This window comes from Streptomyces sp. NPDC104307 (assembly GCF_055584045.1).
In genome coordinates, this window is sequence record NZ_JBVJMU010000007.1 from 65,088 (window position 1) to 87,020 (window position 21,933).

General features: G+C 69.7%; 19 protein-coding genes. 9 read left to right on the top strand and 10 right to left on the bottom strand.

All coding sequences use genetic code 11. The features are described from left to right. Positions 1 to 24: 24 nt before the first annotated feature. The 6 genes from ACZ601_RS19845 to ACZ601_RS19870 all read right to left on the bottom strand — a co-directional run bounded on the left by ACZ601_RS19845 (position 25) and on the right by ACZ601_RS19870 (position 4,773). Entirely contained in the window at positions 25 to 912 is an 888-nt protein-coding gene (locus tag ACZ601_RS19845; RefSeq protein ID WP_469539626.1) for a GNAT family N-acetyltransferase, read from the bottom strand. Between the two features lie 5 nt (positions 913 to 917). Beyond that, entirely contained in the window at positions 918 to 1,445 is a 528-nt protein-coding gene (locus ACZ601_RS19850) for a DUF2269 family protein (protein ID WP_469539627.1), read from the bottom strand. Between the two features lie 95 nt (positions 1,446 to 1,540). After that, positions 1,541 to 2,020, bottom strand: coding sequence for an NUDIX domain-containing protein (locus ACZ601_RS19855; protein ID WP_073736334.1), 480 nt, complete (start codon positions 2,018 to 2,020; stop codon positions 1,541 to 1,543). Between the two features lie 63 nt (positions 2,021 to 2,083). Further along, positions 2,084 to 2,980 (bottom strand): LysR family transcriptional regulator, encoded by an 897-nt coding sequence (locus ACZ601_RS19860; protein ID WP_469539630.1) that lies wholly within the window; start codon positions 2,978 to 2,980, stop codon positions 2,084 to 2,086. Positions 2,981 to 3,197: 217 nt separating this feature from the next. Beyond that, positions 3,198 to 4,328 carry a cystathionine gamma-lyase gene (locus tag ACZ601_RS19865; RefSeq protein ID WP_469539632.1) on the bottom strand — a complete coding sequence of 377 codons (1,131 nt, stop codon included), beginning with the start codon at positions 4,326 to 4,328 and terminating at the stop codon, positions 3,198 to 3,200. A gap of 67 nt (positions 4,329 to 4,395) precedes the next feature. Further along, complete coding sequence (locus ACZ601_RS19870) at positions 4,396 to 4,773, bottom strand: phage holin family protein (protein WP_440573547.1); 378 nt, start codon at positions 4,771 to 4,773, stop codon at positions 4,396 to 4,398. Between the two features lie 68 nt (positions 4,774 to 4,841). Between ACZ601_RS19870 and ACZ601_RS19875 the strand changes: the two genes are divergently transcribed. The 4 genes from ACZ601_RS19875 (at position 4,842) to ACZ601_RS19890 (ending at position 7,084) form a co-directional block, all read left to right on the top strand. Then, on the top strand, positions 4,842 to 5,159 hold the full coding sequence (locus tag ACZ601_RS19875; RefSeq protein WP_073736338.1) for a cupin domain-containing protein: 318 nt from the start codon (positions 4,842 to 4,844) through the stop codon (positions 5,157 to 5,159). Between the two features lie 143 nt (positions 5,160 to 5,302). After that, a complete protein-coding gene (locus tag ACZ601_RS19880) occupies positions 5,303 to 5,515 on the top strand; it encodes a DUF5326 family protein (protein WP_311307768.1) in 213 nt (70 codons plus the stop codon). A gap of 259 nt (positions 5,516 to 5,774) precedes the next feature. After that, complete coding sequence (locus ACZ601_RS19885; protein WP_469539636.1) at positions 5,775 to 6,545, top strand: IclR family transcriptional regulator; 771 nt, start codon at positions 5,775 to 5,777, stop codon at positions 6,543 to 6,545. Positions 6,546 to 6,646: 101 nt separating this feature from the next. Next, complete coding sequence (locus ACZ601_RS19890; RefSeq protein WP_024489558.1) at positions 6,647 to 7,084, top strand: SsgA family sporulation/cell division regulator; 438 nt, start codon at positions 6,647 to 6,649, stop codon at positions 7,082 to 7,084. Positions 7,085 to 7,166: 82 nt separating this feature from the next. Here ACZ601_RS19890 and ACZ601_RS19895 read toward each other — a convergent pair whose 3' ends face one another. Continuing rightward, complete coding sequence (locus ACZ601_RS19895; protein WP_469539639.1) at positions 7,167 to 8,504, bottom strand: YibE/F family protein; 1,338 nt, start codon at positions 8,502 to 8,504, stop codon at positions 7,167 to 7,169. 196 nt (positions 8,505 to 8,700) lie between these two features. Here ACZ601_RS19895 and thiC point away from each other — a divergent pair, with 196 nt between their 5' ends. Then, positions 8,701 to 10,530, top strand: coding sequence for a phosphomethylpyrimidine synthase ThiC (gene thiC, locus ACZ601_RS19900; RefSeq protein ID WP_469539642.1), 1,830 nt, complete (start codon positions 8,701 to 8,703; stop codon positions 10,528 to 10,530). Between the two features lie 75 nt (positions 10,531 to 10,605). Here the strand turns inward: thiC and ACZ601_RS19905 are convergent, their stop codons facing one another. From ACZ601_RS19905 to ACZ601_RS19915, 3 genes are all read right to left on the bottom strand, one after another. Beyond that, the gene (locus tag ACZ601_RS19905; RefSeq protein WP_469539644.1) at positions 10,606 to 11,430 is read right to left on the bottom strand and encodes a hypothetical protein; all 825 of its coding nucleotides are present in this window, start codon (positions 11,428 to 11,430) and stop codon (positions 10,606 to 10,608) included. 182 nt (positions 11,431 to 11,612) lie between these two features. Beyond that, positions 11,613 to 12,671: a metallophosphoesterase gene (locus ACZ601_RS19910; RefSeq protein ID WP_440573552.1), complete on the bottom strand. Its 1,059-nt coding sequence runs from the start codon at positions 12,669 to 12,671 to the stop codon at positions 11,613 to 11,615. Positions 12,672 to 12,844: 173 nt separating this feature from the next. Beyond that, entirely contained in the window at positions 12,845 to 13,957 is a 1,113-nt protein-coding gene (locus ACZ601_RS19915; RefSeq protein WP_073736343.1) for a LacI family DNA-binding transcriptional regulator, read from the bottom strand. Positions 13,958 to 14,328: 371 nt separating this feature from the next. Here ACZ601_RS19915 and hisC point away from each other — a divergent pair, with 371 nt between their 5' ends. The 4 genes from hisC to cydD all read left to right on the top strand — a co-directional run bounded on the left by hisC (position 14,329) and on the right by cydD (position 21,877). Next, entirely contained in the window at positions 14,329 to 15,408 is a 1,080-nt protein-coding gene (gene hisC / locus ACZ601_RS19920; protein ID WP_440573553.1) for a histidinol-phosphate transaminase, read from the top strand. A gap of 314 nt (positions 15,409 to 15,722) precedes the next feature. Continuing rightward, positions 15,723 to 17,231: a cytochrome ubiquinol oxidase subunit I gene (locus tag ACZ601_RS19925; protein WP_440573554.1), complete on the top strand. Its 1,509-nt coding sequence runs from the start codon at positions 15,723 to 15,725 to the stop codon at positions 17,229 to 17,231. 18 nt (positions 17,232 to 17,249) lie between these two features. Further along, positions 17,250 to 18,251, top strand: coding sequence for a cytochrome d ubiquinol oxidase subunit II (gene cydB / locus ACZ601_RS19930; RefSeq protein WP_469539649.1), 1,002 nt, complete (start codon positions 17,250 to 17,252; stop codon positions 18,249 to 18,251). An 89-nt stretch (positions 18,252 to 18,340) separates the two neighbouring features. Next, positions 18,341 to 21,877, top strand: a complete 3,537-nt coding sequence (gene cydD, locus ACZ601_RS19935; protein WP_469539652.1) for a thiol reductant ABC exporter subunit CydD — start codon at positions 18,341 to 18,343, stop codon at positions 21,875 to 21,877. Positions 21,878 to 21,933 lie beyond the last annotated feature (56 nt).

Genomic DNA, 21,933 nt, shown 5'->3' on the forward strand with positions numbered 1-21,933 from the left:
CTCGCTGCGAATGCTGCCCCGGCGTCAGCCGGTCGCCACGCTCAGCGGTGCGAAGCACTGCGTCCAGTCCCCCGGCTGCCGGTCCCCGAGGCTCATCACCGTGGTCTCGGAACCAGGCTGAAGGCCGCGTTCGCCGAGCCAGCCCAGGAGCTCCTGGTGACGGGCGTCGATGTCGGCACGGAGCGGCCGCTCGGTCGCCCCCGCCAGCGAGGCCACGAGCAGCTTCGCCGCCGCTGTGTCCCGTGCGACCAGCGGGCCGACGACATGGCTGCCCGCGCTCGGCCAGAGCGCCGCGTAGCCGATCAGCTCACCGTCGTCCTCGGCCACCCGCAGATGGTCGGCGAAGGCGGGGAGGCGGGTCAGGAGGTGTGTCCGGTCGAGCCCGAAGGCGTCCGCGTCCAGCCTGAGCATGGACTGGAGATCCCCGGCCGAGGCGGGACGGACCGTTCGCCCCGGCCGAGCCGTCGCGTCCGGGCCGCCGGAGCCGGCAGCCGGCCGGAAATGCCCGCTCACGCGCTGAGCGCTGCCCACCGCGGTGAATCCGAGCTTCTCGTAGAGCGGCCGGCCCGCAGCCGTCGCGTAGAGGCTGAGCGGGACGCCGCCGGTCGTCCCGATCGTCTCGTGCATGAGGTGCCGGGCGACCCCCTGCCCGGCGTACCGTTCGGCGACCAGCATCATGCCGATGGCGGCCATGCGGGGACCGTAGGAGGTCACCACACAGGTGGCCATCAGGCCCTTGCCGTCCGGATCGTCGATACCGAGTGCGGTTCCCGCCGCCAGGAGCAGCCCCCAGCGGTGTTCGTCACGCGGCCAGCCGCGGTCCTCGCTGAGGTCGGCGCAGGGGACCAGATCGTCCCGGGTGAGGCGCCGGACGGGCAGACCGGCGAGCGGGCGGGGCAGTGAGCTGGGCATGAGGGTCAGGCTGTCCGACGCGATGATCGCGCGTCCACCGCTTTAACGGAACTGGCCGAGATCCGCAGCCTCCGGCCGCGCCGGGTCGGGCCCCACGGCTTCAGTACCGAGACGGCCGTGATGAAGAGATAGGTCGCCGTGGCCACCGACGGGGCGACGACCAGGTTGATATCGGCTCTGCCGAGCTCCGCTGCCTCGTTGATGGCGGGGCGCAAGGACAGGACGGAAAGCGCCGTCGTCATCAGGGTGAGCCAGAACTTCGTCCAGACCCAGCGGTGCCGCGCCAGCCCCCATGGGGTGCGGAGCGACAGGACCAGGCCGCTGATGAGGGAGAGCAGCGCGACCGGTACGACGAGCCAGTCGCTGAAGATCTTCATGGCGCGGGTGGCGGCCTGAGCGGTGGCCGGGTCCCCGGTCGAGAATGCGGCGACGGCCAGCGTCAGCAGACCAACGGTGAGTCCGAGCCAGCTGACGGAGACCGCGACGTGTGCGACAAGGAGGCTTCTGCGGGGGCGGCGCTTGAGTGGTTTCACGTGAAACACGGTGCCGGGGGCCCCCGGCCGGTCATCTGCCCAGGGGAGTATCCGTCCGTACCCGCCTCGGCGTAGCCGGCCGCTTGGGGCCCCGATCAGCCCAGGTCAGTCGCGTGCATCGCCCGGACGCCCTCGATGTTGCCGTCCAGGTAATGCCGCAGCGACAGGGGTACGAGGTGTACGGCGGCGATGCCGACCCGGCTGAACGGCACCCGGACGACGTCGTACTCCCCGCAGGGGGCGTCGATCTCGGGTCCGTGACGCAGGGAGAGGTCCATCGAGTCGAGCCGGCAGACGAAGAAGTGCTGGACCTTGACGCCCTTCACCCCGCTGCCCTCGATGTGTTCCACGGTGTCGACGAAACAGGGGACCACATCGGTGATCTTGGCGCCGAGCTCCTCGTCCACCTCGCGGTGCAGGGCGTCTACTACGGTCGCGTCCTCGGGCTCGACCCCGCCGCCCGGCGTGACCCAGTAGGGGTCGACCCCCGGCTTGGTGCGCTTGATCAGGATGAGGTCGTTGCCGTCGAGCAGGATGGCGCGTGCGGTGCGCTTGACCACGGGGCGTTCGGTCATGGCAAGAGAGTGGCCCGCTGGACCCCTTCTGAAACACCTGAGGGCTGCCGGACCGCTCTGCGGTCACCAGTCGGCTGCGGCGCGCAGCAGCCACTCGTGCGCGCGAGCGAGATGCGGCAGCGCGAGCGTGCCGGTCCGGGCGGCGAGGAAGTAGGTGCGCAGCGGCGGTACCGGAGGGTCGAGGAGTGCCACCACCTCGCCCCGTTCCAGCGCGCCCTCGCAGAGATAGCGGGGCAGGACGGCCAGCCCGGCGCCCGCTGCCGTGCATTCCAGGACGGCGCGGAGATCCGGGACGATGACGGCCCCGGCGGCTGCGGGCCGGGTGTCGAAGACCGCGGCCCAGTAGCGGGAGACGAGCGGCAGGCTCTCGTGCACCTCCACGACCGGCAGCTGTTCCAGGACCACCGGGCCGTTTCGCCGCAAGGTCCCCGGACCGAGCCGCCCGGCCCAGCGGGGCGCGGCGATCAGCACGTGCTCCTCGTCGCAGAGCGGGGTCGCGGTGAGCAGTCCGCCGCGCGGGCGGGCCGTCACGATGGCCAGGTCGTGGTGTCCGGCGGCCAGGCCCTCCAGCGTCTCGTCGGTGTCTGCGGAGAACGAGCTGCGCAGGGCGAGGCCCTGGGTGATCAGCGGGGTGAGCGCGGGCAGCGCCCGTAGTGAGGTGAACTCCGGCGGACCCGCCAGATGAAGCGTCCGGACCCCCGACTCCTCGCCCAGCTCCGTCTCGGCGATCTCCACCAGCGCGTCCAGATGGGGAGCGGCCCGGTGCGCGAGCTCGTCCCCGATGGTGGTGGGGGTCACGCCGCGGGCCCGGCGCAGGAAGAGAGGGCGGCCCAACTGCCGCTCCAGCGTGCGTATCTGCGAGGTCACCGCGGGCTGGGAGAGGCCGAGCAGAGCGGCGGCCCGGGTGAACGAACCGGCCCGGTGCACGGTGACGAACGTGCGCAGCAGGGCCAGGTCCATGTCCTGTCCCCTCCCACCGCTGCGACGTGTCGGGCTCCGACAACCATAAATATGTCGATAGGCCGCTGCGGCTACTGTGATTGGACACTGACTCAGAGTCAACTAGCCTTGTCGTGACGGTGCTTCGCGTGGGAACGCGGAGGGCCGGGACGGTCCGAGCCACGAGGGGGGAGGCTCGGGCCGTCCGTACCGCACAGGCTGCCGCCGGTGCGGTCGCTCAGTTTCCGTCGACCGCCTCGGCCAGCGCCCGTTCCACGTCGGCCAGCAGGTCCGCCGGGTTCTCGACGCCCACCGAGAAGCGGATGAAGCCCTCCGGCACCGCGTCACCGCCCCAGCGGGCCCGCCGCTCGGCGGTGGAGCGCACCCCGCCGAAGCTGGTCGCGTCATCAACCAGCCGGAGCGCGGAGAGGAAGCGTTCGGCGGTCTCCCGGTCGGCCAGCACGAACGAGACCACGGAGCCGAAGCGCCGCATCTGCCGCGCGGCCTTCTGGTGCGAGGGGTCGGTGGGCAGTCCGGGGTAGCGCAGCCCGGTCACTTCCGGGTGCTCGGTGAGCGCCTCGGCCAGCGCGAGGGCGTTCGCGCACTGGCGCTCGATCCGCAGTTCCAGGGTGGCCAGCGAGCGGTGTGCGAGCCAGGCCTCCATCGGCCCCGGGATCGCGCCGGCCACCTTGCGCCAGCGCCGCACCCCGGCCGCCAGCTCGGGATCGAGGCAGGCCACGTGGCCGAACAGGATGTCGCCATGCCCGGTCAGGCCCTTGGTGTCGCTGGCAACAGAGAAGTCCGCGCCCAGCTCCAGCGGCCGCTGGCCGAGCGGGGTGGCGAGCGTGTTGTCCACGGCCACCAGCGTCCCGCCCGCGTGGGCGGCCTCCACGAGCCGCCGCACGTCACAGACGTCGAGCCCGGGGTTGGACGGGGTCTCGACCCACAGGAGCCTGGCGCCCTCCAGGGCGGCCAGCTGGGCATCGCCGCCGGTCGGAGCGGTCCGCACCTCGACCCCGTACGCCTCCAGCTGCGCCCGTGCCAGGGGGAGTGCCTGGTAACCGTCGTCGGGCAGCACGATCACGTCACCGCTGCGCGCCTGGGACAGCAGTACGGCCGAGATCGCCGCCATTCCGGAGGCGAAGACCGTGGTCTCGACGCTCTCCCCCGGCGCTTCGAGCTCACCTATGGCCCGTTCCAGATGGGTCCAGGTCGGGTTGGTGTCCCGGCCGTAGGTGTACGGGCCGGTCGGCTCGCCGGAGAGGTGGAAGTGCGCGGCGAAGACCGGACCGGGGAGAGCTGGTTCGTACTGCTGCGGTTCCGGCAGTCCTGCCCGTACCGCGCGGGTTCCGTCGCCCATGGTGCTCATGCTGCGTCCTCGTTTCTCTCCCCGGTCCGTCACCGGTACTGCCTGCACTGTTCCAGGTGTACGTGAATCAGTCCTCGTCGGGCAGGACCACGTTCAGCGCCCAGGACACGATCGAGATGATCAGTCCGCCGAGGACGGCGGTCCAGAAGCCGTGGACGTGGAAGCTCAGATCGAGCTGGCCGGCCAGCCAGGAGGTGAGCATCAGCATCAGTGCGTTCACCACCAGGGTGAACAGCCCCAGCGTGAGGAGGAAGAGCGGCAGGGTGAGCAGCTTCAGGACCGGCTTTACACAGAAGTTGACCAGGCCGAAGATCAGAGCGACCAAGATCAGGGTCAGGACCTTGCGGCCGGTGCTTCCGCCGGTCAGCGTGATGTCCTGGAGCAGCCAGATGGCCACTGCCAGCGCACCCGCGTTGGCGATCGTCTTGACTACGAAATTCTTCATGTGTCTGATCGTGGCAGACATGATCGGTGGCGGACACCGGCTGGGCAGAGGCAAGGGACGGGCAGGCCATGAAGGCATTCAGACTGGACGAACTGGAGGCGGAGCGGGCCGCCAACGACGGCGCGTATCTGCAGTTCGTCCGTGAACGGAACATGTCTGTCGGCCTGTACGCGCTGAACGCCGGTGAGCTCGATCCGCAGCAGCCGCACAAGCAGGACGAGGTCTACCTGGTCGTCAGCGGGCGCGCGTCGATCACCGTGGGCATGGAAACCACGCAGGTGGGCAGAGGAAGTGTCGTGTATGTACCTGCCGGCACGGCTCACAAGTTCCACCACATCACCGAGGACCTGCGGGTGATGGTGGTCTTCTCGCCGCCCGAGGGCTGAGGAGTCCGGGAGACGGAGCGGTCTCTCGGGGATCCCTAAGGGTTCGATCAGGGGAGTTCAAGGGATGCGAGGCCCCCGCCGGCCACCCCCGCCCCTCTAGCATCGGAGCAGGAACTCACAGAGACGAGGTAGGACAGATGGCCGTGCGGGAGATATTCGCGGGAATGCCCTGGTGGGTGAAGTGGATCGCGGTGCCCGTCATCGCGATCGTCGTGTTCGGTGGTCTGATCGCCAGCGTGGTCGGCTTCGTCGTCTGGCTGCTCTTCAAGATCCTGATCTTCGTGGTGCTGGTCGGCGGGATCGTCTTCCTCGTGCGGAAGTTCATGTCGTCCTCGTCCTCGCGCGGCGACTGGTAGGCGACCGGCGGACGACCGGTGGCCGCACCACCGGTCGCACGGTTAGCCCAGGTGAGCTAAGCGGAAGACGAAACCGCAACCCTTCCGGACGCTGCGGATACAGTGGAAATTCGCTGCCGCCGCCTGGGAGAGCACTGTCAGTCACCACCTGACCAGTGGTGGACAGGCATCCGGCCTCCGGACCCGAACCTGCGGCAGACATGTGGGGGCGGCCTCCACAGGCGGGCTGACTGCCCGTCACCATGCCTGGGGGTGACCGTTGACCACGGCATCGAGTACCGCTGTGCCGACGTTGATCGGATCGGTGCAGCGGGCGCTGAGACTGCTGGAGGCCGTGGGCGCCCATCGCGACGGGGCGCCGGCCAAACAGCTTGCGCGTGAGGCGGGACTCCCGCTGCCCACCGCCTACCACCTGCTGCGCACCCTCACCCACGAGGGATATCTGCGCCGGGAGAACGGCGTTTTCCTCTTCGGCGCGGCCGCCGAGCGGCTGGTGGGCGACGGCGCTCTGCAGAACCGGCGCAGCCGGATGACCCAGTCCCTGGACCGCTGGCGGGACATCATCGGGGCCCCGGTGTACTGCGCCGTCTACCGCGACGGCGAGATCGAGCTCGTCGCGGTCGCCGACACCCCGGCCACGCCCGCGGTCGACGAATGGGCAGCCTTCCAGGAGACCGGGCACGCCCACGCGATCGGCCAGTGCCTGCTGAGCCAGCTCGACGAGAAGGCCCGCGAGGACCACCTGGACCGGCATCCGGTGCGTCCGCTGACCCGGTACTCCGTACGCGACCGCGCGGCACTTCTTGAACGGCTGCGATCCCTGGAGCGAACGGAACCCGTCATCGAGCGGCAGGAATACGCCCTCGGGACGGTCTGCGCCGCCATCCCGATCGCGGCCGGTTTCACGGCTGCGGCGATGGCCATTTCGGTACCCCTCGACCAGGAAGATCGGTTGCTCCCCGCAGTCGAACGACTACGTGGCGAAGTGGCCAGCCTCTTGCGTTCGTTCGTGTTCTCTATCAGTATCTGAAAAATCACTCCTTGTGATCTGCTATCGCGTGCACCACGATGGCGTCAATAGGGCCATGGGGGATCATTCCTGGCCAGATTCATCTACTGCGGGGTTGAACGATGCGCGAGTCGGTTCAAGCTGAGGTCATGATGAGCTTCCTCGTCTCCGAGGAGCTCTCATTCCGTATCCCGGTGGAGCTCCGGTACGAAGTGTGCGATCCGTACGCGATCCGGATGACCTTCCATCTCCCCGGCGATGCCCCGGTCACCTGGGCTTTTGGCCGCGAGCTGCTGCTCGACGGCCTCAACAGCCCCAGTGGCGACGGGGACGTACACATCGGGCCGACCGAGCCCGAAGGACTGTGCGACGTCCACATCCGGCTCCAGGTGGGGGCGGACCGCGCTCTCTTCAGGGCGGGTACGGCACCCCTTGTGGCGTTTCTCGACCGGACGGACAAGCTCGTCCCGCTCGGCCAGGAGTGCACGCTGGGTGACTTCGAGGGCAATCTGGAAGAGGCATTGGGGCGAATTCTGGCCGAGGAACAGAACGCCGGCTGACGGGAGCCGCCTTATCGGGGCCAGGGTGCCGGTCGAACACCACACCTGCCGAACGGGTGAATCACTCTCCGTGTGTGACCGTTCAGGCCTTCGCCCGTCGCCGTCGTCCTCTGCCACTCCGTACGGGTGCCGAAGCCCCGGCTTCCGCGCCGACCCCCGTACGGTCCGCGGAGACGACCAGCGCCGCGAGCGCGGTGGTCACCGGCACCGAGGCGACCAGCCCGATCGAGCCGACCAGCGTCCGCACGATCTCCTCCGCCACCAGCTCGCTGTTGGCCACCGTGCCCACGCCGCTCTGGGCGATCGAGAACAGCAGCAGCAACGGCAGCGCCGCGCCCGCATAGGCGAGCACCAGGGTGTTGACCACTGAGGCGATGTGATCCCTTCCGATTCTGATACCTGCCCGGTAAAGCTGCTTCGCACTCATCACCGGGTCCGCCTGGTGCAGTTCCCAGACGGCCGACGTCTGGGTGACCGTCACATCGTCGAGCACCCCCAGGGAGCCGATGATGACGCCGGCCAGAAGCAGACCGCTCATGTCGATGTGCGGATACAGGCCGTGGATGAGGCCGGTGCTGTCGTCGGTGTTCCCGCTCAGGCTCGCCCAGCCGATGAAGAGCGAGCCGAGCAGCCCGATCAGCAGGAGCGAGACCAGGGTGCCGACGACGGCGACGGAGGTGCGGGCGGTCAGCCCGTGGCAGATGTAGAGGGCGATCAGCATGATGGCGCTGGCCCCGACCACCGCCACGAGCAGCGGATTCGAGCCCTGCAGGATGGCCGGAAGGATGAACAGGGTCAGCACGGCGAACGACAGGGCGAGCGCCACCAATGCCATGACCCCGCGCAGTCTCCCCACGACGACCACCGCGACGGCGAAGATCCCGGCCAGCAGCGCCATGGGGAACTTCCGGTTCACGTCCGTCACGGAGTACTGGAGGTCATGGGGCGCGTCGGGGGCGTACGCGACCACCACTTCCTGCCCCTCCCGCAGCTGTCGCGGTGCGCCGGGCTGCACCACCTCGATGAAGGTGCGCCCCTTGTCCTTGCCGCTCGTGACCTCGACCGTGGCTTTCTCACAGGGCACGGTCCCGCCGCCACCGGTCGCCGGGTCCTTCACCGGCGGGGTCTCGCCATCGACCGGCAGCTGGGCCGCGTTCACGTCCTTGCAGTCGACCTTGTCGACGTTCACCACCTTCGCCTGCTGGGTCTGCCGGTCGAAACCGACACCGGTTCGTTCGTGCGCCGGCGCACCACCGGGCCAGAGCACCACGAGCCCGACGGCGACCGCGGCCGCGAACGGGATCAGTACGGCGGCGATCACCTTGCGCAGGTGCTTGGACACGGGTGCGGCAGGGCCGTGCGCGTGGCTGTGGGTGTGCTGAGGGGACGGCTGCTCGGGAACGATATGGGGGGACGTCACCGGCCGATCATCGCAAGACGAGCGGGGCCCACTGTTCAGCACACCCGTGAGGGCGTTAGCGTGGTGGGACCTTTGCACACGCGGGAGCTCGGAGCACCGGGCTGAGAGGGCGCTGATCTCCGTACATCCGTACGGGACAAGCTGCGCCGACCGCCGAACCTGTTACCGGGTAATGCCGGCGTAGGGAGTAGGTCTCATGACCACAGCGGATGCACGCATGCCTGCCTCCAGTCAGAACGACGAAGGCGGTCGGAGCGACGGGGCCGGTCGGAGCGACAAGGCCGGTCCGAGCGACAAGGCCGGGAAGTCCATCGGCTGGCACAAGGGGTACGTCCAGGGCTCGCGCCCGGACCTCCGGGTGCCGGTCCGTCAGGTGCACCTCACCAACGGCAAGGACGTGACGCTGTACGACACGTCGGGGCCGTACACCGATCCCGCCATCGACACCGATGTCCGCCGCGGACTCGCGCCGCTGCGGGAGAACTGGATCATCGCCCGCGGTGACACCGAGGAGTACGCCGGCCGCGCCGCGCGTCCCGAGGACGACGGGCTCAAGCACACCTCGCCGCGCGGCGGGCTGCGCAATCTGGACGCGGTTTTCCCAGGCCGCCCGCGCCAGCCGAGGCGCAGCCGGGACGGGCGCCCGGTGACCCAGCTCGGGTACGCCCGGCGCGGCGAGATCACCCCGGAGATGGAGTACGTGGCGATCCGGGAGAACGTCACGCCCGAGGTGGTGCGCGAGGAGATCGCCGCGGGCCGGGCCGTGCTGCCGGCCAACGTCAACCACCCGGAGATCGAGCCGATGATCATCGGTAAGCGGTTCCTGGTGAAGGTGAACGCCAACATCGGCAACTCCGCGGTGACGTCCTCCATCGAGGAGGAGGTGGACAAGATGACCTGGGCGACCAAGTGGGGCGCCGACACGGTCATGGACCTTTCCACCGGCCGCAACATCCACACCACCCGTGAGTGGGTACTTCGCAACTCCCCGGTGCCGATCGGCACCGTGCCCCTCTACCAGGCGCTCGAAAAGGTCGACGGCAGGGCGGAGGAGCTGACCTGGGAGATCTACAAGGACACCGTCATCGAGCAGGCCGAGCAGGGCGTCGACTACATGACGGTCCACGCCGGCGTACGCCTCCCATACGTGCCGCTGACGGCCCGTCGGAAGACCGGCATCGTCTCCCGGGGCGGCTCGATCATGGCCGCCTGGTGCCTCGCGCACCACAAGGAGTCGTTCCTGTACGAGCACTTCGAGGAGCTCTGCGCGATTCTCGCCTCCTACGACGTGACGTACTCCCTGGGCGACGGGCTGCGCCCCGGATCGATCGCGGACGCCAACGACGAGGCGCAGTTCGCCGAACTGCGCACGCTCGGCGAACTGAACACCGTTGCCAAGCGGTTCGGCGTCCAGACGATGATCGAGGGTCCGGGGCACGTCCCGATGCACAAGATCAAGGAGAACATCGACCTCCAGCAGGAGATCTGCGAGGAGGCGCCGTTCTACACCCTCGGCCCGCTGACCACCGATGTCGCTCCGGCGTACGACCACATCACCTCGGGCATCGGCGCCGCGATGATCGCCTGGTGGGGGACGGCGATGCTCTGCTACGTCACGCCCAAGGAGCACCTGGGCCTGCCCAACCGGGACGACGTGAAGACCGGTGTGATCACGTACCGGATCGCGGCGCATGCGGCGGACCTCGCCAAGGGGCACCCGGGGGCGCAGGAGTGGGACGACGCGCTGTCGGACGCCCGCTTCGAGTTCCGGTGGGAGGACCAGTTCAATCTGGCGCTCGACCCGGACACGGCACGGGAGTTCCACGACGAGACGCTGCCGGCCGAGCCGGCGAAGACGGCGCACTTCTGCTCGATGTGCGGGCCGAAGTTCTGCTCGATGAAGATCTCGCACGACATCCGGCGTGAGCACGGCGGTTCGCAGGCGGAGATCGAGGCGGGCATGGCGGAGAAGTCCAAGGAGTTCGCGGCTGCGGGCAACCGGGTCTACCTGCCGATCGCGGACTGAGGGCGGCGCGCGTCGTACCGGCAGGCTCGCACCGACCGGTACGACGCGCCCGCGCTCCCCTCCCCCTGGCCCCGGTCAGTCCATCTCGTGTTCCGGACCGCCGAAGTCGGGGCTGGTGAAGTCCGGGCTGGTGAAGGTCGGCCGGGGCGCGGCCGCCGGGCCGTCGTCCGGGCTGGAGAAGTCCGGCCTGCTGTAGCCGATCTTCGGGATGCGGTTGGCCGAGGGATAGGGGGTACGGGCCGCGGGAGCGGCGCCCGGGTCGGCCAGCGCGTCCCGCAGGAACGGCAGGATGCCCCGTTCCAGCAGCGCGTGCCGCCACGCCTCTCTGGCCCGCGCCACGTCCTCGGGCAGTTCCTCGCCGGGATCTTCTGCGGCCAGCGAGGTGGAGCCGTTGCGCAGCGCGGCGATGAGGAGGCCGGCGGCGGCGATCAGGATGGCGGCCGCGGTGAGCGCCACGAAGACCCAGCCGACGCTCACCATGGTCCCCGCGAAGGACGGCGGCGAGCTGAGCATCTTCAGGATGTAGCCGACCAGCAGGAAGATCACCGCGGCCGTGCCCGCCAGCACCGGGGCCAGCACGGTGACGACAGCTCCCAGTCCGGCCCCAGAGCCGCCTGGACCGTCGGCGCCGATGAGTCCGGCGGCGTCCTGGTCGGCGCCGGCCGTGGCGGCCCGCAGTTCCTCGCGGGCCTTCACGTAGTGCTCGTACTCGGTAGCGGCCGTGGCGGTTATCAGGGCGGTGGCGGCCATCGCCATGGTGCGCAGCTGGACCGGGTTGAGCCGTTCGCCGACTGCGGCCAGATCTGGTCGTTCATGGGCGTGACGCAGCGCGTCGTCGAGGATCCGCTCGTACTCGGGGCGGTCCTCGGTCAGCAGGTGCGGAGCGCTGTTCATGTGCATCCCCCGATGCTCCGTAGGGCCTGTGTGCCCGATTCAACCGGGCAGTCGGGCGGAAACGGAGGAGAGCCTGCTACTGGTACGCCGATGGTAGAGCGCCCACGGCACAGGGTGACAGGGGGTTTCCGGAAATAGGCCCAGTGGTCGGCACGGTCAGGTCGTTGATGCGTCTTCCCCGAAGAGCGTCAGTCATGCAGGGGGAGTTGGACGACCAGTAGCTTTCCGGCCATGGTCACTCCGCCGTCCATGGCGATGGCGAGCCCGTCCGCGTACACGTGCGGGCCGTCCACCAGCGGTCCGGCACTGTCCTCGCCGTCCTCGGAACCGACCTCGCCGAGCAGATACGGAATGGGGCTGTGGCCATGGACGACGCGTCGGCCGCCGTAGGCCGCCATCAGCTGCTGCACGGCCTGCGGTCCCGATTCGTCGCGGAAGGCGAAGCGCTTGGTGAGCTTGCGGAAGAGGTCCCAGCACTCGTCGGCGTCGTTCCGCGTCAGGATGGCGTGCACCGTGTCGTTGACGTCCTCGATGGTGGAGCCGTAGTCGAGGTAGGCCGTGGTGTCCGAGTGCATCAGCAGATGCCCGTCCTCCTCGACGACCGCGTCGAGCCGGGACATCCACTGGAGGTGGACGTCCTGGAGCCGCTCCATGTCGCTCTTCTGGCCGCCGTTGAGCAGCCAGGCGGCCTGGAAGGTGGCGGTGCCCGCGCCCGAGTTCACCGGGGTGTCGGCGAACCGCTTGGCGCCGAGGAGCAGCAGCTCGTGGTTGCCCATCAGGGCCTTGCAGTAGCCGCCGGCGGCCGCTGCCTCCGCGGACAGCCGCATCACGAGGTCGATGACGCCGATGCCGTCGGGCCCCCGGTCGGTGAAGTCACCGAGGAACCAGAGCCGTGCGTTGCCCGCGGACCAGTTGCCGTCACCGTCGATCAGGCCCTGTTCGGTGAGGGCGGCGTGCAGCTCGTCCAGATAGCCGTGGACGTCACCGACCACGTACAGCGGGCCGAGCTCCGGATCCTGGGCGGGCCGCGGTTCGGGAACGGCCCGCACCTGGACGGTGGCCTCGCGGGTGATCACCGGAAGGTCACGCGCGGTGGGGGTGTACCCCTCCGGCGCCTCGCCCTCCGGGAAGGCGTTGCCCGGGTGCGGAGACGCCGGCGGTGCCGGGGACTGCGCATAGGGCGGTACGCGGAAGTCGCGCAACGTCGCCGTCCGCACCGCGGGTTCCTGACCGGCCCCCTGTGTCATCGACCCCTCCACCACCGTCGCGCCGCCGTACACCTGACGGGCCCTGCTGGTCGGGGCAGTCCGCGGTGTCGTCCGCCCATCATAGGAATGCGAATCGTGCTCTGTGACGCACCAGGGGTGGTGAATCCGAACGCACGCCGGGTTCGTCGGTCGATTGATCCCAATTGGTCTGATCAATCCCCTGCCGGAGAGCGCGGCGCGCTGACCGTGGTGCGGGGCGGACGGCGTTGGGAGGAGGTCCGGACGATGAGTTCCGTCGGTATCACCTGCTCCACCGGGCCGTCGTGCTCGACGCCTTCGATGGCGTCGATGAGCAACTGCACGACCGCCGTACCGATCCTGCGCGGTTTGAGCGAGAGGGTGGTGATGGGTGGTTCGGTCGTCGCGTAGACGGTGGACTCGCTGCAGCAGACCAGCAGCAGGTCCTCAGGGACGCGCAGACCGTACCGGCGGGCCGCCGCGAGCAGATCGGTGCCGTTGGGGTCGAAGAGCCCGTAGACGGCGTCAGGGCGGTCCGGACGGGCCAGCAGTCGGTCGGCGGCCACCGCGCCCGCGCACGGGTCGTGGGCGGGGTAGGACTCGTACACCGGGTCCTGGCCGACCCGCTCGCACCAGTGGAGGTACGCGGTGGTGGACAGCCGGGTGTACGTGTCCGTGGTGGTGCCGGTGAGCAGCCCGATCCGGCGGGCTCCGGCGGCGGCGAGATGGTCGAGGAGGTCGAGCACGGCGGCCCTGTGGTCGTTGTCCACCCAGGCGGTGACCGGGAGGGTCCCGGCCGGTCTGCCGTCGGAGACGACGGGCAGCCCCTGGCGGACGAGTTCGGTGACGACCGGGTCCTGGTCGGAGGGGTCGATGACGACGGTGCCGTCGAGGGCTACGTTCGACCAGACGTCGTGGCGTGAGGTGGCGGGCAGGATGACGAGGGCGTAGCCGCGGGCCAGCGCGGCGGAGGTGGCCGCTCTGGCCATCTCCGCGAAGTACGCGAATTCGGTGAAGGTGAAGGGTTCGTCCCCGTAGGTCGTCACGGTCAGGCCGATCAGGCCGGACTTGCCGGTACGGAGGGTTCGGGCCGCGGCGGAAGGGCGGTAGCCCAGGCGCTCAGCGACCTCGCGGACATGGCGGCGGGTGGCGTCCGGGAGCCTGCCCTTGCCGTTGAGCGCGTCGGAGACGGTCGTGATGGAGACTCCGGCGGCGGCGGCCACATCCCGGATTCCTGCTCGGCCCCGCCTGCCGCCGCGCCGGGGGGTCTCCGTCCGGCTCACCTGGTGCTTCCCTGCTGCTGTCATGGCGAGCCGATAGTAGGGCTCGCACGGGCAGTTGGTCCGATCGCATATGCACGCGTTGACAGGCACGTTTCTGCATGATCATTTAATGCCAATGCCCTTGTTAATAAAGGGGGTTGTGGGCCGGGACCATCATGTGTCGGGTGTCGGACCGGATGGGCCTGTCGTAGGTGCGATGTCTCGAAGAGGTCTCAACTCACCTCTTCGGGGGACGCGCGCCACGGAGTGAGCCACCGGCGCGCGCCAGGGGGCGGAGCGCTCCCCCTCATTCCGGGGCCCACCGGACGAATCCCCGGTCCCGCCATTCGCAGCGGCGCCCAATCCTCATAAGGTGAGCAGTATTGATGTGTACGGACGGTCGAGGAGGACCCGCGGTGAGCGAGACGAGCCCCAAGTTGCGTGCCGAGCTGGACGGCGTTCCCGCCTATGTGCCGGGCAAGCCGGCCGCGGCGGACGGACCGGCCGCGTTCAAGCTGTCCTCCAACGAGAACCCGTATCCGCCGCTGCCGGGGGTGATGGAGTCCGCGATGGCCGCGGCCGCGCACCTCAACCGCTACCCGGACCTGGCCTGCACCGGCCTGATGAACGAGCTGTCCGACCGTTTCGGTGTGCCGGTCTCGCACCTGGCCACCGGCACCGGCTCGGTCGGTGTGGCGCAGCAGCTGCTCCAGGCGACCTCGGGGCCGGGTGACGAGGTCATCTACGCCTGGCGCTCCTTCGAGGCGTACCCGATCATCACCCAGGTCAGCGGCGCGACGTCGGTGAAGGTGCCGCTGACCAGCGGCGAGGTGCACGATCTGGACGCAATGGCGGACGCGATCACGGACCGGACCCGGATGATCCTCGTCTGCAATCCGAACAACCCGACCGGCACCGTGGTGCGCAGGGCAGAGCTGGAGCGCTTCCTGGACCGGGTGCCGGGCGATGTGCTCGTGGTGCTGGACGAGGCGTACAAGGAGTTCATCCGCGACGCGGACGTGCCGGACGGCATCGAGATCTACCGGGACCGGCCCAATGTGGCGGTGCTGCGGACGTTCTCCAAGGCCTACGGGCTGGCGGGGCTGCGGGTCGGCTTCGCGGTGGCCCACGAGCCGGTGGCGGCCGCGCTGCGCAAGACGGCGGTGCCGTTCGGCGTGAGCCAGCTCGCCCAGGACGCGGCGGTGGCCTCGCTGCGTGCCGAGGACGAACTCCTGGGCCGGGTGGGGTCTTTGGTGTGCGAGCGGGAGCGGGTGCACAAGGCGCTGGTGGGGCAGGGGTGGACGGTGCCGGAGTCCCAGGCGAACTTCGTCTGGCTGCGGCTGGGGGACCGCACCGTCGACTTCGCCGCGGTCTGCGAGAAGGCCGGTGTGGTGGTCCGGCCGTTCGCGGGCGAGGGCGTGCGGGTCACGATCGGTGAGGACGAGGCGAACGACCTGTTCCTGAGGGTCGCGGAGTCGTACCGCAAGGAGCTGTAGCCCCGGGAAGCCCAGCCCCGGAAACGAGCCCGTCGGGCCCCGTATCTCGCGCGATCCCGTGCGCGAGGTGCGGGGCCCGTTCGCGTCTCCCTGCCGGACGCCGCTTTGCCGGCCTGGCGCGGACGTGTCCGTTTCGAGGGAAATGGCCGCTGCCTCCCGAAGGGGGTACCCCGCCGAAGATCCCGAAAGTCTGTGCGCCATAATTGCTTGTGAATGTGAACGCGTTCACAAGCGTGTCCTGGTTTCTCCCATGATCAGTCGGATTCAAGGGACAAAATGCCGGTGACACCACGGCGACGTAAGGAGAAGACGACGTGGAGCTAGCTCTGGCGCCGGAGACCCTGGCGCGATGGCAGTTCGGAACGACCACCGTCTACCACTTCCTCTTCGTTCCCCTGACGATCTCGCTCGCCGCGCTCACCGCGGGCCTGCAGACCGCCTGGGTGCGGACGAACAACGAGAAGTACCTCAGGGCCACGAAGTTCTGGGGGAAGCTCTTCCTGATCAACATCGCCATGGGCGTCGTCACCGGCATCGTCCAGGAGTTCCAGTTCGGGATGAACTGGTCGGACTACTCGCGGTTCGTCGGGGACATCTTCGGAGCCCCGCTGGCGTTCGAGGCGCTGATCGCGTTCTTCTTCGAGTCGACCTTCATCGGTCTGTGGATCTTCGGCTGGGACAAGCTGCCGAAGAAGATCCACCTCGCCTGCATCTGGATGGTCTCGATCGGCACCATCCTCTCCGCGTACTTCATCCTGGCGGCCAACTCCTGGATGCAGCACCCGGTCGGCTACCGCATCAACAAGGAACGCGGACGGGCCGAGCTCACCGACTTCTGGCACGTGCTCACGCAGAACACCGCGCTCGCCCAGTTCTTCCACACCATCACGGCGGCCTTCCTGGTCGGCGGCGCGTTCATGGTCGGCATCGCCGCCTTCCACCTGGCCCGCAAGAAGCACATCCCGGTGATGCGGACCTCGTTGCGGCTGGGGCTGATCACCGTGGTGATCGCCGGCCTGCTCACCGCCGTCAGCGGTGACCAACTGGGCAAGGTGATGTTCAAGCAGCAGCCGATGAAGATGGCGGCAGCCGAGGCACTGTGGGACGGCCAGAACTCCGCGCCCTTCTCGATCTTCGCGTACGGAGATGTCAGCAAGGGCCACAACTCCGTCGAGATCTCGATCCCCGGAATACTGTCCTTCCTCGCCGACGACAACTTCAACTCCTACGTCCCCGGCATCAACGACATCAACAAGGCGGAGCAGGAGAAGTACGGGCCCGGCGACTACCGGCCCAACATCCCGGTCGCCTTCTGGAGCTTCCGCTGGATGATCGGCTTCGGGATGGCGTCCTTCGCCCTCGGCATCCTGGGACTGTGGCTGACCCGGAAGAAGTTCATGCTGCCACCGGGGATGCGGACCGGTGAGGACGAAGTGCCGCATCTGGTCCTGTTCAGGAACAAGGCGCTGAGCCCCAAGCTCGCCAAGTGCTACTGGATCGTCGCCCTGTGGACCCTGCTCTTCCCGCTGATCGCCAACTCCTGGGGCTGGATCTTCACCGAGATGGGCCGTCAGCCCTGGGTCGTCTACGGCGTGTTCCAGACCCGCAACGCGGTTTCCCCCGGAGTCTCGCAGGGCGAGGTGCTCACCTCGATGATCCTCTTCACCCTGCTCTACGCGGCACTCGCCGTGGTCGAGGTCAAGCTGCTCGTGAAGTACATCAAGGCCGGGCCCCCGGAGCTCACGGACGACGACCTCAACCCACCCACCAGGATCGGCGGCGACCATGACGACGCCGACCGGCCCATGGCCTTCTCCTACTGAGAGCGCAGGAGCCGAGAGATGGAACTCCACGACGTCTGGTTCGTGCTCATCGCCGTCCTCTGGACCGGCTACTTCTTCCTGGAGGGATTCGACTTCGGGATCGGTGTGCTCACCAAGCTGCTGGCCCGCGACCGCAAGGAACGACGGGTCCTGATCAACACGATCGGGCCCGTCTGGGACGGCAATGAGGTCTGGCTGCTCAGTGCGGGCGGAGCGACCTTCGCCGCGTTCCCCGAGTGGTACGCCACGCTGTTCTCCGGGTTCTACCTGCCGCTGCTGATCATCCTGCTCTGCCTGATCGTGCGCGGTGTCGCCTTCGAGTACCGGGCGAAGCGGCCCGAGGAGAAGTGGCAGAACAACTGGGAGAACGCGATCTTCTGGACCTCGCTGATCCCCGCCCTGCTCTGGGGTGTGGCCTTCGGGAACATCGTGCGCGGCGTGAAGGTCGACGCGGACATGGAGTACGTGGGCAACTTCTGGGACCTGCTCAATCCGTACTCGATCCTCGGCGGGCTGGTCACGCTCTCCCTCTTCACCTTCCACGGGACGGTGTTCGCGGGGCTCAAGACGGTCGGCGACATCCGGGTCAGGGCTCGCTCGCTGGCCCTGAAACTGGGTGCGGTCACCGCGGTGCTGGCTCTGGGCTTCCTGATCTGGACCCAGGCCGACAACGGCGACGGCTGGAGCCTGATCGCGATGATCATCGCCGTGGTCTCCCTGGTCGGGGCGATCGGCGCCGTCGCGGCGGGCCGCGAGGGGTGGTCCTTCGCCCTCTCCGGTGTGACCGTCACGGCCGCGGTCGCGATGCTCTTCCTGACGCTCTTCCCGAACGTCATGCCGTCCTCGCTGAACGATGCCTGGAGCCTCACGGTCACCAATGCCTCGTCCACCCCGTACACGCTGAAGATCATGACCTGGTGCGCGGGGATCGCCACTCCTGTGGTGCTGCTGTACCAGGGGTGGACCTACTGGGTGTTCCGCAAGCGGATCGGTACGCACCACATCGCTGACGCGCACTGAACGCACCACATCGCTGTGCGCGTTGAGCGTGGTGCATGCGACGCGGTGAATGCCTTCCTGACCGAGCCGAGTTCCATGGGGTGTTTCACGTGAAACCGATCGACCCGCGTCTGCTCCGCCACGCTCGTGCCACCCGCCTCTTCCTGGTGGCTGTGGTGGTACTCGGACTGGCCGGAGCGGCGCTGGTCATCGCCCAGGCCATGCTCGTCGCCGAAGTGGTGGTGGGCGGTTTCGAGGACGGGCTCACCGGGTCCGGACTGCGTACACCGCTCCTGCTGCTCGCGGCGGTCGCGCTCGGCCGGGCCCTGGTCGCCTGGCTCACCGAACTGGCCGCCCACCGGGCCGGAGCGGCCGTCAAGTCGGAGCTGCGCGGCCGGCTGCTCGACCGGGCGGCCGCGCTGGGCCCGGAATGGCTGAGCGGCCAGCGCACCGGCTCACTGGTGACGCTCGCCACCCGGGGCATCGATGCGCTGGACGACTACTTCGCCCGGTATCTGCCGCAGCTCGGGCTCGCCGTGGTGGTGCCGGTTGCGGTGCTCGCCAGGGTGGTCACGGAGGACTGGATCTCGGCGGCGATCATCGTCGTCACCCTGCCTCTCATCCCGCTCTTCATGATCCTGATCGGCTGGGCGACCCAGTCGCGGATGGACCGCCAGTGGCGGCTGCTCTCGCGGCTCTCCGGCCACTTCCTCGACGTGGTCGCCGGGCTGCCGACGCTGAAGGTCTTCGGCCGGGCCAAGGCGCAGGCCGAGTCCATCCGCACCATCACCTCGCAGTACCGGCTGGCGACCGTGCGCACGCTGCGGATCGCCTTCCTGTCGTCCTTCGCGCTGGAGCTGCTGGCGACGCTCTCGGTGGCCCTCGTCGCCGTCACCATCGGCATGCGGCTGGTCCACGGCGAACTCGACCTCTACACCGGCCTGGTGGTGCTGATCCTCGCGCCGGAGGCCTATCTGCCGCTCCGGCAGGTCGGGGCGCAGTACCACGCCGCCGCCGAGGGCCTCTCGGCCGCGGAGGAGATCTTCTCGGTCCTGGAGACCGAGCCGCGTGCGGGCGGTACGCGGGAGGTCCCGAAGTCGCTGCGGCTGGAGCTGGACGGGGTGACCGTCCGGCACGGGGGGCGTACCGAGCCCTCGCTCGCCGGGGCCTCGCTGGTGGTGGAGGAGGGGGAGACCGTCGCCCTGGTCGGCCCGAGCGGCGTGGGCAAGTCCACCTTGCTGAACGTGGTCCTGGGATTCGCCGCACCCGACGAGGGGCGGGTGCGGGTCGGCGGAACCGACCTGGCGGACCTCTCCCCCGAACGCTGGCGGGAGCGGATCGCCTGGGTCCCGCAGCGCCCGCACCTCTTCGCCGGCACGATCGCGGAGAACGTACGGCTGGCCCGGCCGGAGGCGGACGACAGCGCGGTGACGGACGCGCTGCGCGACGCCGGGGCGTACGACTTCGTGGCGGCCCTGCCGGACGGCGCCGCGACCCTCCTCGGTGAGGACGGCGCGGGCCTCTCCGCAGGACAGCGGCAGCGTCTCGCGCTCGCCCGCGCGTTCCTCGCCGACCGGCCGGTGCTGCTGCTCGACGAGCCGACCGCGAGCCTGGACGGGGAGACGGAGGCGGGCATCGTCGAGGCGGTACGCCGACTGGCGGCCGGCCGGACCGTGCTGCTGGTGGTGCACCGGCCGGCGCTCCTCTCGGTCGCCGACCGGGTGGTGACGCTGGAGCCGGGCGCGACGGCCGGACCGGCCGGGTCCGCTGTCGCCGCCGTGGTGCCGCGTCCGGCCGGTGCCCCTGACGACCTCATCGGCGGCGAGGCGGCGCGGGAGCCCGAGGTGTTGCGGGACACCGCGGCCCGGACCGGACATGTGCTGGCCCGGGTCAGGGAGGCCGCCGGTGCACAGCACGGCCGGCTCGCGCTCGCCCTGCTGCTGGGCAGTCTCGCGCTGGGCTCCGCGGTCGGCCTCATGGCCGTCTCCGGCTGGCTGATCTCCCGCGCCTCGGAACAGCCCCCGGTGCTCTACCTGATGGTCGCGGTGACGGCGACCCGCGCCTTCGGCATCGGACGGGCGGTCTTCCGCTACGCCGAACGCCTCGTCTCGCACGACGCGGTGCTCAGGATGCTCGCCGCGCTGCGCGTCGATGTCTACCGGGGTCTGGAGCGCATCGCGCCCGCAGGACTGCGCCGGACCCGGCGCGGGGATCTGCTTTCCCGGCTCGTCGCCGACGTGGACGCCCTTCAGGACTACTGGCTGCGCTGGCTGCTGCCCGCCGGAACCGCGCTCCTCGTCGGCGCGGCAGCCGCCGGGTTCACCGGCTGGCTGCTGCCGGAGGCGGGCGTCGTGCTCGCCGCCGGACTGCTGCTCGCCGGGGTCGGGGTCCCGCTCGTCAGCGGCGCCTGCGCCCGGCGCACCGAGCGCAGGCTGGCGCCCGCCCGCGCCGATCTGGCGACCCGGATCACCGACCTGCTCGGCGGGCCGGCCGAACTGACCGTCGCGGGTGCGCTGCCCGGCCGCTCGGCCAGGACCCGGGAGGCCGACGGCGTCCTCACCCGGATCGCTTCCCGGGCGGCGACCGCCACCGCGCTCGGCGGCGGGCTCACCGCGCTGATCGGCGGCCTCACCGTGGTCGCCGCCGCACTCGTCGCCCTCCCCGCCGTGGCCGACGGGCGGCTGGCCGGGGTGGAGCTCGCCGTCGTCGTCCTCACCCCGCTGGCCGCCTTCGAGGCCGTCACCGGTCTCCCGCTCGCCGTCCAGTACCGGCAACGGGTCAAGCGCAGCGCGGAGCGGGTGTACGAGGTGCTCGACGCCCCGGTGCCGGTACGCGAACCCGCCGCACCCGCCGAGGCGCCCGCGTCGCCCTTCCCGCTGGAGGTACGGGGGCTCTCTGCCCGGTACGCGGGAGCGGAGCACGACGCCCTGGACCGCGTGGACCTCACGCTGGAGGCCGGCAAGCGCATCGCGGTCGTGGGTCCCTCGGGTTCCGGGAAGACCACGCTCGCCCAGGTCCTGCTCCGCTTCCTGGACGCGCGGGCGGGGGCGTACCGGATCGGCGGTGTGGAGGCGTCCGCGCTGGACGGGGACACGGTGAGGCGTTTCGTCGGGCTGTGCGCGCAGGACGCTCACATCTTCGACAGCTCCATCCGGGAGAACCTGCGTCTCGCCCGTACCGGAGCGACCGACGCGGAGCTGCGCGACGCCCTCGCACGGGCCCGGCTGCTCGACTGGGCCGAGGCGCTGCCGGACGGGCTGGACACCCTGGTCGGTGAGCACGGCGCCCGCCTCTCCGGAGGCCAGCGCCAGCGGCTCGCGCTGGCCCGAGCGCTGCTGGCGGACTTCCCCGTGCTCGTTCTGGACGAGCCCGCGGAGCACCTCGACCTGCCGACCGCCGACGCCCTGACGGCCGACCTGCTGGCGGCCACCCGGGGACGCACGACGGTGCTGATCACCCACCGGCTCGAAGGCTTGGACGCCGTCGACGAGGTGGTGGTCCTGGACGCGGGAGCGGTGGTGCAGCGTGGCCCGTACGCGGCTCTCGTGGCGGTGGACGGTCCGCTGAGCCGGATGCTGGCGCGCGAGCGCGCGACCGTACGGGACGTACGGGAGCCGGCGGGGGCGTCGCCGGGCGTGCGGGTCTGAGGGGTCCCCGCCGGGCTTCGACTTTCCCCAACAAAAGGGACTAACTACGCTCTGGG